The sequence below is a fragment of the Thalassotalea agariperforans genome (assembly GCF_053470345.1).
This window is the reverse complement of the sequence record NZ_JBQMWH010000001.1, coordinates 433,252-447,285: the sequence shown is the minus strand read 5'-3', so window position 1 is coordinate 447,285 and position 14,034 is coordinate 433,252. Positions and strand designations below refer to the sequence as shown.

The 14,034-nt window shown below is 38.8% G+C and carries 9 protein-coding genes; 6 read left to right on the top strand and 3 right to left on the bottom strand.

Annotation, left to right across the window (positions count from 1 at the left end; all coding sequences use genetic code 11):
• Nucleotides 1-5: 5 nt before the first annotated feature.
• Genes ACSLUO_RS02005 through ACSLUO_RS01995 form a run of 3 tightly spaced genes read right to left on the bottom strand, consistent with a single transcriptional unit; the run spans nucleotide 6 to nucleotide 2,318 of the window.
• Nucleotides 6-806, bottom strand: coding sequence for a DUF432 domain-containing protein (locus ACSLUO_RS02005; RefSeq protein ID WP_448245714.1), 801 nt, complete (start codon nucleotides 804-806; stop codon nucleotides 6-8).
• A gap of 42 nt (nucleotides 807-848) precedes the next feature.
• Complete coding sequence (locus ACSLUO_RS02000; protein ID WP_448245712.1) at nucleotides 849-1,307, bottom strand: hypothetical protein; 459 nt, start codon at nucleotides 1,305-1,307, stop codon at nucleotides 849-851.
• 36 nt (nucleotides 1,308-1,343) lie between these two features.
• Entirely contained in the window at nucleotides 1,344-2,318 is a 975-nt protein-coding gene (locus tag ACSLUO_RS01995) for a magnesium transporter CorA family protein (RefSeq protein WP_448245711.1), read from the bottom strand.
• Between the two features lie 181 nt (nucleotides 2,319-2,499).
• Between ACSLUO_RS01995 and ACSLUO_RS01990 the strand changes: the two genes are divergently transcribed.
• From ACSLUO_RS01990 to ACSLUO_RS01965, 6 genes are all read left to right on the top strand, one after another.
• A complete protein-coding gene (locus ACSLUO_RS01990; RefSeq protein ID WP_448245709.1) occupies nucleotides 2,500-3,552 on the top strand; it encodes a DUF21 domain-containing protein in 1,053 nt (350 codons plus the stop codon).
• 134 nt (nucleotides 3,553-3,686) lie between these two features.
• Nucleotides 3,687-5,180: an FMN-binding glutamate synthase family protein gene (locus tag ACSLUO_RS01985; protein WP_448245707.1), complete on the top strand. Its 1,494-nt coding sequence runs from the start codon at nucleotides 3,687-3,689 to the stop codon at nucleotides 5,178-5,180.
• A 484-nt stretch (nucleotides 5,181-5,664) separates the two neighbouring features.
• Entirely contained in the window at nucleotides 5,665-8,997 is a 3,333-nt protein-coding gene (locus ACSLUO_RS01980) for a TonB-dependent receptor (RefSeq protein ID WP_448245705.1), read from the top strand.
• Between the two features lie 186 nt (nucleotides 8,998-9,183).
• Nucleotides 9,184-10,692, top strand: coding sequence for a tryptophan halogenase family protein (locus tag ACSLUO_RS01975; protein WP_448245703.1), 1,509 nt, complete (start codon nucleotides 9,184-9,186; stop codon nucleotides 10,690-10,692).
• 45 nt (nucleotides 10,693-10,737) lie between these two features.
• On the top strand, nucleotides 10,738-12,243 hold the full coding sequence (locus tag ACSLUO_RS01970) for a tryptophan halogenase family protein (protein WP_448245702.1): 1,506 nt from the start codon (nucleotides 10,738-10,740) through the stop codon (nucleotides 12,241-12,243).
• Between the two features lie 180 nt (nucleotides 12,244-12,423).
• A complete protein-coding gene (locus tag ACSLUO_RS01965) occupies nucleotides 12,424-13,893 on the top strand; it encodes an endo-1,4-beta-xylanase (RefSeq protein WP_448245701.1) in 1,470 nt (489 codons plus the stop codon).
• Nucleotides 13,894-14,034 lie beyond the last annotated feature (141 nt).

Sequence of the window (14,034 nt, the reverse complement as noted above, 5' to 3'; positions counted from 1 at the left end):
TCATTTTAACCAAATAAACTACTAATATTACGGATTAAGGTATTGTGCTCAGCGGTATCTCTAGCCGCACCAATTAAGGTGGCTGTTAATGCTTCAGCTGGTGCGCCATGATCTAAATTCAGTTCAACATTATTACCTTCATTTTCTCGTTTGATGGTAATCGCCGTTGTCCATAATTGCTGGTGTTGATCAAAAAACAAATTCAACAAGGTAACTGGCACATTGATACGATCAATGGTTAACGCTTTAGTATGATGATTAACAACCGTGATCGGTGTTATCGCACGATGAGAACGTTTTTCAATGTTATCTAACTGTAAACGTGCAGTAGTATATTTGGCATAACATAATTGCCCAGCCATGGTTGACGAACCAAACCAAGAATCAGACGGTCGCCAAAAAGGAACATCCAATAAACGTGTTTTTTTCGGTAAGGTTTCTACACAAAACCAAATGGGCGTACTGACGTATAATCGCGCTTTTTCGCCGGCCAATAAAGTTAACGGTGACGATGGCCGTGCGACAATAGAACGATCCGCTAACAATGGAAACACCTGAATTTTTTCAGCACTGTTTTGTTGTAAATAACGGCCAAATATTTTTTTATCTTCGCTAAGTTCAAGTGCTGGCATAGCGCAATTTTTTTGATGAACAATACTGCCATCAGTTTCTTGCTTGGTTTCTATATTCCAGCTATTCCACTCATTTTTTAAGCGTTTAATGATGATTGCACGATCGCCAATCTGCCAACAATGATGTTGTTGTTCGGCGATGGAAAATTCACCCCACCATACTTTATTTGTCATTTATTACCCATTTCATAAAAAACTAACCATTCCTAAACAGCATTAATAGATAAGGAAAAATAAATCTCCAAAACCCCAAAGTAAGGTTCCGGTCATTAATAACGATACTTCTAAGATACCTAATTGCAAACGTACTGTTTGCATGAGCACAGCAATTTTATCTTCAAACTCGTCTTCAATGGTTTGCACTTCTTTTTCAATATGCTCAGCAGACGCTTTACTTTTTCGCAAACGCCTTTTTAAATGAGCAAGCGAAATTTTATGGCGAACATTTAATTTACCTAAAATTAACCGCTCTTGAATAATACCACCTAAACCTGACCAAACCCCAAGCAGTACAATTAAACAGCCACTACGACTTAGCCACTCTATGCCCAAGAAACCAACCTTTGTTAAATAAACACCGATAACAATTAATAAAAGTGCCATTAACCAAGTTATCCAAGGATAACCTTTAGAAAGTTTGCTGAGTTTTTTTTCTTCTATCTCATCAGTAGTCATTAGCTAATTGCACCCTTAAGTAAAGTTAAATAAGCTTTACAGCCAGCGTTTTTTCTTAAATAACACTAATAACACCACAGTTATAACAAACATCACGCCTAAGAGAATAAAGTAACCATGTTCTGCTTTTAATTCAGGAATGTACTCGAAATTCATTCCGTAAATACCGGCCAAAAAGGTAAGTGGTACAAACAACGCCGTGATCACTGTTAACACTCGCATTGTTGCATTTAGTTGATGCGAGGTAACCGACATATAACCGTTAATTAAATCACCACAAATATCGTAATACATTTGTGACAAACTTAATAACCGATCTAAGCGTTCACGTAAGTCCGTTACATTGTGTGACTCTTTACTATCAATCAAACTGGTGTCTTGATCTTCCACATAAGCTTTTAACGTTTCTCCAATACTAACGTGGTAGTTGAAGGTTCGTCTTATTTTAACCAGTTGTGAACGGTAACTGGTGATTTGACGCATCATTTTATCGTTACCACTGTATAAAAACTTATCTTCAATTTTTTCCAGCTCAGCTTCAAAAGTGAAAAGTTCTTTTAAGTAAAAACCACAACTGCAATGGAATAATCTTATCGCCATATGCGCAGGACCACGTTTTAAATATTTTTCACTGCCAACATTAAATAATGTATTAATAGCTAAAGAGCTTTGTGGATGGCGCGTAATTAAAATACGATGGCCGATAAATAAACTAATTTGTAAATGCTCAAACCGTAAACCGTCATCTTTTGCAACAATACCGCGATAAAGTAGGTAAATATAATCGTCGAATAATTCTATTTTAGGTGGATGGCGTTCACGTTGTGCATCTTCAATTGCTAGCGGATGACAATTAAGCTGTTTTAATAGCGCTTTTTCTTCCACTAAATCAACATTATCAAGATCAAGCCAAAGAGTTGTCTGTTCATCATTTTGCCATTGTTCAATTAATTCAGTGCCACCAACAATTGCTTTGCTGCTTGGACTTATTAACAGGCTTTTAATCATCATATTCTCCTAACAATCTCATTATTTGCGACTATAGCACCTCTCATTAATTTAGTTCATTATTTTGGTATAATTTTCAGCGACTAACTAACAAGTCCATGATAAAGTTCGAGCAAAGTAGCCCTGATAATCTTAACCATGTCATATTTGGTGCTACCACCGTTTATTTTATAGGAACAAACTAATGTCTAGCGATATTATTATTTGGTGTGCCATAGTTTTTTGTATCAGCCAATCCGCTATTTTTTCAGGTTTAAATTTAGCCTTCTTTTCAGTTAGCCGCTTACATTTAGAAGTGGAAGCTAAAAAAGGCAATAAAGCTGCAAAAACGGTTTTAGGCTTAAGAAACGATTCTAACTATTTATTAGCCACCATTTTATGGGGCAATGTCGGCATTAATGTTTTATTAACCATGTTGTCTGATTCAGTTTTAGCGGGTGTTAGCGCGTTTTTATTTTCCACCATTGCCATTACCATTATTGGTGAAATTACCCCACAAGCGTATTTTTCACGTAATGCATTAAAAATGGGCCATATGCTGGCACCTATTATTAAGTTTTATCAATTTATGTTTTTTCCAGTTGCCCGCCCTACAGCTTTTATTTTAGACGCTTGGTTAGGTAAAGAAGGCATCACATATTTTGAAGAAAGCGAATTACGTAGCATTATTCGCCAACACATCACCGCTGAAGAAACTGACTTAAACCACGTTGAAGGCATTGGCGCGCTTAATTTTTTCAGTTTAGATGAAATTAAAGTTACCGAAGAAGGCGAAATTATCGATCCAAAATCCATTATTGTATTACCTACCAAATTGGATTTACCGATCATTCCAACCATTACCAATTCGCCAGATGATCCGTTTTTAAAGCAGCTTAATGAAACCCATTACAGCTGGGTTATTTTAACCAACAAAGAAGGTATTCCTTTGTTAGTTATTGATGCTGATGGTTTTTCACGCGCAGCATTATTTCAGCCAGAAACCTTTGACCCATATAATTATTGTCATCGTCCGGTGGTGATCCTTGATGAAAAAACCTCGTTAAATGAAGCCATTTTGCAAATTAAAGTAAATACCTCTATCGATAAACACTTTGATGGTGTTATTGAGCATGACGTTTTATTAATTTGGGGCGAAGAAAAACGCATTATTACCGGTGCCGATATTTTTGGTCGTTTACTCAAAGGTATGCTGCCGCCCGTTTTACAAACCACTCATGAACACGATAAAAAATAATCGATACTCGCCCACCAACAGCAAGTACTTTAATGCTTGCTGTTGAAATAAATTAAAACAACAAACATTTTATTTATTCTTGAAAAAACAGGTAAACTGCCTGCGTTTTATTTTTGCTTTTTAAGGAACGCTTCATGTCTGAATCTTGGCTTAATCTCACCAAAGTTGTTTTTGAATGGCTAGCATTTATCTTCATCTGTTGTTTAGGCTTGTTAGTTATAACTATTGCCGTTATTTATATAGTTGACCGTTTTCAAACCAAACAAGCAATTCGACGTAACTATCCGGTAGTAGGCCGTTTTCGTTATTTTTTTGAACATTTAGGTGAGTTTTTTCGTCAATACTTTTTTGCCATGGACAGAGAAGAATTACCCTTTAATCGCGCCCAGCGTTCTTGGGTATATAAAGCAGCAAAAAATTTAGGTACCACTATAGCCTTTGGCTCCACTCGGGATATTAAATCTAATGGCTATATTTTCTTTTCAAACTGCCCTTACCCAACTTTAAGTAGTGATTCAGTAACCCCAAAAACCGTCACTGTAGGTGAAAATTGCCCTACCCCTTGGCGAACATCGGCCTTTTTTGGCATTTCAGCAATGAGCTACGGCGCTATTTCAAAACCTGCGGTGCAAGCACTTTCTTATGGCGCAGCAAAAGCTGGCACTTGGTTAAATACCGGTGAAGGTGGGTTATCACCTTATCACCTGCAAGGTGGTGCTGATATTATTTTTCAAATAGGTACCGCCAATTATGGGGTACGTGATAACAAAGGCCATTTAGATGATAAAAAACTGGCTAAAGTAGCTGCTTATCCACAAGTAAAAATGTTCGAAATAAAACTCTCTCAAGGAGCAAAACCTGGCAAAGGTGGCATTTTACCGGGCGATAAAGTGACGGCTGAAATAGCAGAAGTGCGTGGTATTGAAGTAGGTAAAGCGTCAATAAGCCCTAATCGCCATGTTGATATACATGATGATTTATCGCTGTTAACCAAAATTAATCATGTTCGAAAAATTACCGGTAAGCCAGTAGGATTTAAAGTGGTAATGGGCTCACCTGAATGGATTGATACCTTATGCCAAACCATTCAAGATCAAGGTTTAGAACAAGCGCCTGACTTTATCACTTTAGATAGTTGTGATGGTGGCACAGGTGCCGCTCCGATGACCTTGATGGATGATGTTGGCATGAGTATAAAAGAGTCCTTACCTTTATTGATCAACACCCTAAAACGATACGGTTTACGTGAGCGCATTAAAGTATTTGTCGCCGGTAAATTAGTTAATCCGGCTGATGTTGCATGGGCGTTATGTAGCGGGGCTGATTTTTGTAATACCGCCCGCGGCTTTATGTTTTCGTTAGGCTGTATTCAGTCATTACAATGCAATAAAAATACCTGTCCTACCGGTGTTGCTACCCACGATTTAAAATTACAACGCGGCCTAGTAGCGAAAGAAAAATCTGAACGAGTTGCGCATTACGCGCAAAATATGATGAAAGCGGTTGGTATGATCGCACATTCTTGTGGTGTCGAAGATCCACGAGATCTCAATGGCTCTCATGCTCGCATTGTCGTTGAAACAGGAAAATCGATTTCAATAAAAGATTATTATGCTGAGCTTAAGTAATACCAATCCGTATAAGCTTTAAATTACGATAAAAAGTCAAAAACGTAATTTTTTGTTAGCAAATTACGTTTTTTACCGCACTTTCTCTCAATTTTTTTATGGCGCTGAAACCCCACTTTCAAGCGCTATCCCCCTAGCTTATATCAGCACAACACCACCTCTAAAAATAACTAATATAAACAATTAATTAGCAATAAACCTTGTATTAAACAAGTAACCTAAAAACGCCTATGATTTCGTCTTTTCATGCCTTTGTTTCACCTTAGCACTCAAGTAACTTTAATTTTCTTTACCGTTATGTTTTTTGACATCCGCTTTGACTGTTAATCCATTCATCACGCAAGATAAAAGTGAAATAGATATTTGACTGATTGTTTCCTCCCTTAATTGAAATATTCGGGAGAAATATTCAGCGAGTCTTAAAAATTAATAAAAAAAACTACTTATCAACAAAGTAGATAACTATAAAACTTGGAGTAAAACTATGGGACATTTCGAACAAAGCTCGAAAAGTAACAATGCGCAAACACCGGTATTCAAAAAATCACTGCTTGCTATTGCGATGATGGCAGTTGCAGTTGGTGCTATTGCAGAAGAAGCGCCAGCCAATGCAGCAGAAGAAAATATTGAAGTGATTGAAGTGACCAGCGCACGTGGTAATTTATTAAGCGCACAAAACTTAAAACGAGAATCAGCCACCTTTGTTGACTCAATCACCGCTGAAGATATTGGCTCGTTACCTGATCGCAGCGTGTTAGAAGCGATCCAACGTTTACCGGGTGTTTCGATTGAATTATTTGATGGCCCTAATGACCCTGATCATTTTAGTGTTGAAGGCTCTGGCGCGATTATCCGTGGTATGACCCAAACCCGCTCTGAGTTTAATGGCCGTGACTCTTTCAGTGCCGATTCTAGCCGTGGTTTATCATTCCAAGATGTTTCCCCTGAATTAATGGGTGGCGTTGATGTTTATAAAAACCAAACGGCAGATATGATCGAAGGTGGTATTGGCGGTACCATCAGTTTACGTACCCGTAAACCATTTGACTCACAAGAGCGTGTTATGGCTTTTAATGCCGATTATTCTTACGGTAGCCTTGCTGAAAAAGGTAGCCCAACCTTTTCAGGTTTATTCAGTGACCAATGGGAATTAGACAGTGGTGGTCGTTTTGGCTTTTTAGCCAACTTTGCTCGCTCAAAATTATATGGTCAATCACACGGCATTCAATCGGATGCTGCCGTACAATTTAAAGCTTCAGAAATTGCCGGTGCTGAAGCCTTTGTTGGTGAAGATGGTGAAGGTTTAGTTTGGGCACCACAAGCAGGTAATATCCTGAAGAAAACCGATGATCGTACCCGAGAAGGCTTTTCAACAGCGTTACAGTACGCCAATGCTGATGAAACCTTTAGAACCACCTTGCAATACATGCGTTCAGATTCTAATTTAACGTGGCATGAACAAGCAATGAAATACCAAGGGGGTTATTTTGGTATTGATACCCGTAGAACTCGCCCGCTAAGTGGTACCGAATGGACATTTGATGAACGTGGCGTCTTTGAATCAGGAACATTTTCTGACGGTGGTGTTGACGGTTGGCGTGCGGTTGATGGTAACCAAGACCATATCCCAAGAACTTGGGGCGATAATGCCATCCAAGAATTCCCACACAAATTCCAATTTGATAGCCGTATTCAAGACAGCTCTTCCTTAGTGGAAGATACGTCGCTTAACTTTGAGTGGAGTCCAAGTGAGCGCTTAGATTTATCGGCGGATTTTCAATACATAAAAGCCAAAAGCTCAAATGACGATCTTGTTGTGCATAGTGCTACACATGCAACACAAACTTATGATGTCAGTGGCTCTAAACCAACTTTAACGCTAGCAGAGCCGTGGAATGGTTATCGTGATGCTAACCCAGAATTATTTGCGGCTGGCACAGCCCCTATTACCGATAATAACCCGACCGGTATTTACCCTGGTTTTACCGACGACCCTGCTGGTGATAGTAACTATTTCAGTGACTACAATAACTATTTATTACGTAGTGCCATGGATCATTATGAACGCTCAGAAGGTGACTCTATTGCCGTTCGTTTTGATGGTACCTACTATTTAGAAGATGATGGTTTATTTACCTCAGTACAAACCGGCGTTCGTTATGCTAAACGTGATCAAACCGTACGTAGAACTGGTTATAACTGGAATGGTTTAAAACCTGAGTTTTCAACCGATGATGGCTGGTTACCATTACAAGAAAATTACCAAGAAAATTTTGAATTAGTTGACTGGAGTGATTTCCAAGGTGGCGGTGTCTTTAATGTGCCGGGTGATCACACTATTTTACCAACCAAAGAATATGTCCGTTCGATTATTGGCGCTAACCCAGAAAGAGATTTAGGTTGGGATTCATATCCTGTTCAAAATGGTGCCGATGATCCAGAGTTTGGTTTATTTTCGCCTGGAGATGTTAACAACACCGTTGAAAAGAACAAAGCCGTTTATGTCCGATTAAACTTTGAAGGTGATGACGATTTAAGATTCAGTGGTAATATTGGTTTACGTTATGTCACGTTAAACCGCAGCTCAAGTGGTTATATTAACTTCCCTGACATTCACCCTGATTTTGCCGTGCCGGCAGGTGTTCCTGAGCAATTAACGACCGACTATGTTCGTGATTATATTACCCAGCAAGTCAACGATGGTCATTATGCCGACTCGAAAGCCTTTTTTGAGGACGACGCCAATAAATGGGTTGGCGATAGAGTTAACTATTTATCGTTAGCAGATAGAGAATGGGGTAATAATCATTCTGAGGTATTAGAGTCAGAAGCTGATTTTAACTTATTATTACCAAGCTTTAATATTAAAGTAGAGCTAACAGATTCATTAGTGGCGCGTTTTGCTTTATCAAAAGCGGCGGCATTTCCTGATTTGCAAGATGTTCGTAACCAAACCAGCCTAGGCGCGAATATTTTAGCGATCAGACCTGACATTGATGAAACGGCCGATCCAGATACGCTTGATCCACTCGATTATTTAATTCAAGAAGCTTTTATAACATCTCGTGACGGAGATGGCGGCTATACCGCCTTAAAACCAATGGAGTCGGTACAGTATGATGTTGCTTTAGAGTGGTATTTTGCTGATGTTGGTCAATTAAGTATGACTATTTTTCATAAAGACTTAGAAAACTACTTTATTAAAGGCGCAGCCCCTCAAACCCATACTAACCCATCGACTGGCCGTACTGAAACCTCATTAGTGTCATCAACAGTCAATGGCGCTGAAGGTAAAATGGACGGTGTCGAAATCTCGTACCAGCAGTTCTTTGATGACTTTATTCCAGGTTTTGGTATTCAATCAACGTTTACCTATATTGATGCCAGTGGTACCCCGAATAATGAAAAAGAGGTTGATCAAGAAACTTGGGCGAACGACGAATATGAAGATACCGGTATCCGCGTAAACTTTGATTCTGTGCCATTACAAGGTCAGTCAAAAGAAACCTTTAACTTTGTTGCCATGTATGAAAAAGACGCAATTAACGCGCGTATTGCTTATAACTGGCGTTCAAAGTACTTGTTAACCACCCGTGATGTAATCAGTAAAGCACCTTTGTGGAATGATGACCGTGGCCAAGTAGATGCCTCATTTTTCTACAACTTTGATAACTTCACCGTAGGTTTACAAGGTACTAACTTAACCAACTCGGTTTCTAAAACGTCGATGATTTTAAATGATGAATTATTAGCAACAGGCCGTTCATGGTTTGAGTCAGATCGCAGAATTGCTTTTGTGGTTCGTGCTAATTTTTAAGCTTAAATTGAACATTATTTAAGATTTAAAAGTATTAAAAATGTGTTTCGTTAAGCGAAACACATTTTTTCTTTTCTAGCATGTTAAGCTTTTCTTATTGTTTTATTTTGTTTTATTGTTGTAACTTCATAAAAACTACAAACAAGCTAAACAACCACTCCATTATCACGAGGCTTCATCACAATTATGACAAAAGTGAAAAAAATAAAAAAAATACTCATTCTTGGCGGTGGTTCGTCAGGCTGGATGACTGCCGCAGCGTTAAGTAAAACCTTTAAAAACACCGATTACCAAATTCAATTAATCGAGTCAGATCAAATAGGTATTGTTGGTGTCGGGGAAGCCACCATACCGCCAGTACAAATTTTCAATCAGTTGATTGGCTTAGATGAAAATGAGTTTATCAAAGAAACCCAAGCAACCTTTAAACTTGGTATTAAGTTTGTTAATTGGGATAAAATTGGCCATGAATATCACCATGCTTTTGGTGATACCGGTAAAGATTTTGGCGGGTTACGTTTTTATCAATACTGGTTAAAAATGCAAGCATTAAACAAAGCTAACAAATACGAAGATTACAGTTTAAATGCCCTTGCCAGTGAAGAAAAACGGTTTATGCGCTCAATTGATGCTGGCAACTCACCGTTATCCAATATTGCCTATGCTTTTCATTTTGATGCCACCTTGTATGCTAAATATTTACGCAAACTCTCTGAAGAAAATGGTGTTATCCGCACCGAAGGTAAAGTAACGCAAGTTAAGCAACATGAAAATGGTTTTATCAAATCATTAGTATTAGCTGACGGCAGCGAACACGACGCAGATTTTTTTATTGATTGCTCAGGCTTTCGCGCTTTATTAATTGGAGAAACGTTAAAGAGCGAATTTGAAGATTGGGGTCATTGGTTACCTTGTGATCGCGCGGTTACTGTTGCCAGTGAAACAACAGAAGCGCCTTGGCCTTATACCCAAGCTACCGCCCATAAAGCAGGTTGGCAATGGCGTATTCCCTTGCAGCATAGAGTGGGTAATGGTCATGTTTATAGCAGTAAATTTATGACTGATGACGAAGCGAAAGACATTCTGTTAGCTAATATTAGTGGTAAACCATTAGCTGAGCCTAAAATCATTCATTTTAAAACAGGCCACCGTAAACAGTGCTGGCAAAAAAACTGCTTAGCCATAGGCTTATCTTCAGGCTTTTTAGAGCCACTTGAATCCACCAGTTTGCATTTAATTCAACTCGCGATTGAGCAATTATTTAAATTCTTTCCAACCATGGATTTTAACCAAGGTGACATTGATGAATACAACCGTCAAGCCAACTTTGACTTTGAACGCATTCGTGACTTTTTAATTCTGCATTATCATGTCACTGAACGTGACGATAGTGACTTTTGGCGTTATTGTCGCACTATGGCGATTCCTGACAGCATTAGTGAAAAGATCGAACTGTTCAAAAAACACGGTCGTATTTTCAGAAAAGATAATGAGATGTTCGACGTACCAAGCTGGTTTCAAGTGATGAATGGCCAAGGTTTAAAACCTGAAGCGTATGAACCCTTTGTTGATGTTTTCAGCGAGCAAGCATTAACCGAGAAAATGACTAATATTTTATCGGTGATCCGTAAATCCGTCGATTATATGCCCAGCCATCACGACTATATAAAAGCTAATTGCCCTGCTAATCGATAAGTATGAACAAATAAGCGCTAACCAATAAACATCAATGGAGCAGTTATGTTGGATAATAAAATAAAAAAAATCATCATTCTCGGTGGCGGCTCTGCTGGCTGGATGACAGCCGCAGCATTAGGAAAAATTAGTAAAGCAACCAATCTTAACATTCAACTTATTGAATCGGCAGACATTGGTACCATTGGTGTTGGTGAAGCCACCTTAACCGCGCTTAGACAATTTAACAGTCTGTTAGGTATCGACGAAAATGAATTTATTAAAGCGACCAAAGGCACCTTTAAACTAGGAATTAAATTTGTAAACTGGGGTAAAGTTGGCAGCGAATATCATCATGCCTTTGGTCAATCGGGTACCCGTATTGGCGATGCTAAGTTTTATCAATATTGGTTAAAACTTAACGCCTTAGGCAAAGCCGAAAAATATGACAATTACACCTTAAACGCATTAGCGGCCGAACAAAAACGTTTTATGCGCGCCTTTGATGCCGGTAATTCCCCCCTTTCGGGATTAGATCATGGTTTTCATATTGACGCTAGTTTATACGCTCAATATTTAAGGACATTAGCAGAAAATTGGGGGGTAGTGCGCACCGAAGGTAAAGTTGAACAAGTTACCCAACACGATAATGGCTTTATCAAGTCGCTAATCTTAGCGGATGGTAGTGAACACCATGCTGATTTTTTTATTGATTGCTCAGGTTTTCGCGCCCTGTTAATTGGTGAAACTTTAAAGACCGAATTTGAAGACTGGAGCCATTGGTTACCTTGTGATCGCGCTATTACAGTAGCAACTAAAAAAGTTAAAGAACCATGGCCATATACTCAATCAACCGCTCACAGTGCCGGTTGGCAATGGCGTATTCCTTTACAACATAGAGTGGGTAATGGTCATGTTTATTCAAGTAAATATATGTCGGATGAACAAGCGAAAAAAATTCTGTTAGAAAACGTTGAGGGTGAGCTGTTATCTGAACCAACATTAATTAAATTTAAAGCCGGTTACCGGAAACAGTCATGGCATAAAAACTGTTTAGCTATTGGCTTATCGTCAGGTTTTATTGAGCCACTAGAATCAACCAGTTTGCATTTTGTGCAATCAGCCATTGAACAATTATTTAAATTTTTTCCAACCATGGCGTTTGAGCAAGAAGATATTAACGAGTACAACCAACAAACTAATTACAAAATTGAAAGTGTTCGTAATTTATTAATTACTCATTACCATGTGACCTCTCGTGACGACTCTGATTTTTGGCGTTACTGCCGTACTATGGCGGTGCCACCGGAAGTTAGCCAAAAAATTAACCAGTTTAGCTACAATGGTCGCATTATTCGTTTTAACGACAATATGTATGAAAACACCAGTTGGTTTCAAATAATGAATGGCCAAGGATTAACACCGAAAACTTATGATCCGTTAGTCGATTTATTACCCGAAGCAGTGATTGAAAGGCAAATGAATAACGTGCTTGATGTGGTCAAAAAATCTGCCGCTTATATGCCAACACATCAAGGTTTTATTGAAGAAAATTGTCTCGCTAACAAATAATCTCACGATTAAACTCAAACGCTTTAAATTTAAGGCTATTGCTTAGGTAATAGCCTTTTTTTCTACTAAAAAGTTATGATAAAAAACATAAGTTAAAGACCAGCTAACGCAATAGTTTTATCAACCTAAATAGAGGAAATTACCATCACTTAATAACAAAAATAAGAGCTTTAAAACGTTATGAAAAAAACAGCAAGAATCCAATTTTTCCTTTTCCTCGGTTTATTAAGCACTCTAATAAACATCAGCGCCTTGGCAGCGGGTTTAGCTAAACCCGATGGTAAATTCTTAGGTAATATCTATAGTACTTCTCAAATACAAGACTTTACTCATTATTGGGACCAAGTTACACCTGAAAATGGTGGCAAATGGGGCAGTGTTGAAGCAGTACGTGATGTGATGAATTGGACTGATTTAGATGCCGCCTATAACTTAGCGAAAGATAATAATTTACCTTTTAAAATGCACGTGATGATCTGGGGTAGCCAACAACCTAGCTGGATTGATGCCTTATCTGACGCTGAAAAATTAGCAGAAATTGAACAGTGGTTTACTTTAGTGTCAGCACGTTACAGCGATATTGATTTTGTTGAAGTGGTAAATGAAGCGATCCATGCGCCACCAAACGGTGAAAACATGGCCTACAGCACAACACCGGCCGCAGATTATGCTGATGCGCTTGGAGGGAACGGTGCGACTGGTTACGACTGGATCATTAAATCATTTGAGCTCGCACGGTTTTATTTTCCAAACAGTCAATTAATGATCAATGACTATGGCATTATCAATTCACCGGATAATACCAACACCTATTTAACCATCATTAATTTATTAAAAGAGCGAGAGCTTATTGATGCAGTAGGCTTTCAAGCACATGCTTTTAGTACCAAAGGTGATGCCGTGATTATGCAAGCTAATTTAGCGAAACTAGCTGCCACGGATTTGGATATTTATGTAACAGAATTGGATATTGATGGTCTTGATGATGCCGTGCAATTAGCTGAATATAAAAGAGTATTCCCTATTTTCTGGGATCACAGTTCGGTAAAAGGCATAACCTTATGGGGATGGCGTCGTGGTTTATGGCGCGATGCCGAAGGCGCTTATTTAATTGACAATGCCGGTAACGAACGCCCTGCGCTTGTTTGGCTAAAAGATTATATCAATGATGATGCAACCCTATCTGTACCCGTGATCACTGCTAATCAAGTATTTACCGCAAGTGAAGATATTGCTGCATTAACCACTGTCGGTACCGTAATAGCTGCAGCAGCGGACAATAATATTGATGCTTTTGAGTTTGTTGGTGATGCCGCGCCATTTGTTATTGATGGACAAGGGGTGATTAGTTTAGCTGCTGGTGAGTATTTAGATTTTGAAACAACATCAAGTTATCAACTGGCTGTTGTCGCCAAAAATGAGCATGGTCAAAGTAGTGCTGTCAGCATTGTTATTAATGTTAGCGATGTGCCTGATTCTACTCCTGAGCCGATGCCTGAACCTGAGCCCGTACCAACACCTAAGCCAACACCCACTACCGAGAAAAGCTCAGGAAGTTCAGGCGGCTCAATGCAGTTGTTTTGTTTATTACTAATATTATTGACTGTTGCTAGACGGAGGCTGACTCCTAACATTTACGGCTGTAAATAACCAGAATTCGGAATAATACCATTCCGTATAAATAGTTCATTGCTTTCGTTTTTTATAAAATGAAAACGAAAGCAATACCGCAACGATAACATCGGCTAAGCCAGTGTCAGACTAGTCTATTGCTGACTTAGCTTCATGGAT

Excerpts from the sequence above, each read along its gene's own strand:
- ACSLUO_RS02005 (WP_448245714.1), bottom strand. The coding sequence starts at position 806 with ATGACAAATAAAGTATGGTGGGGTGAATTTTCCATCGCCGAACAACAA.
- ACSLUO_RS02000 (WP_448245712.1), bottom strand. The coding sequence starts at position 1,307 with ATGACTACTGATGAGATAGAAGAAAAAAAACTCAGCAAACTTTCTAAA.
- ACSLUO_RS01995 (WP_448245711.1), bottom strand. The coding sequence starts at position 2,318 with ATGATGATTAAAAGCCTGTTAATAAGTCCAAGCAGCAAAGCAATTGTT.
- ACSLUO_RS01990 (WP_448245709.1), top strand. The coding sequence starts at position 2,500 with ATGTCTAGCGATATTATTATTTGGTGTGCCATAGTTTTTTGTATCAGC.
- ACSLUO_RS01985 (WP_448245707.1), top strand. The coding sequence starts at position 3,687 with ATGTCTGAATCTTGGCTTAATCTCACCAAAGTTGTTTTTGAATGGCTA.
- ACSLUO_RS01980 (WP_448245705.1), top strand. The coding sequence starts at position 5,665 with ATGGGACATTTCGAACAAAGCTCGAAAAGTAACAATGCGCAAACACCG.
- ACSLUO_RS01975 (WP_448245703.1), top strand. The coding sequence starts at position 9,184 with ATGACAAAAGTGAAAAAAATAAAAAAAATACTCATTCTTGGCGGTGGT.
- ACSLUO_RS01970 (WP_448245702.1), top strand. The coding sequence starts at position 10,738 with ATGTTGGATAATAAAATAAAAAAAATCATCATTCTCGGTGGCGGCTCT.
- ACSLUO_RS01965 (WP_448245701.1), top strand. The coding sequence starts at position 12,424 with ATGAAAAAAACAGCAAGAATCCAATTTTTCCTTTTCCTCGGTTTATTA.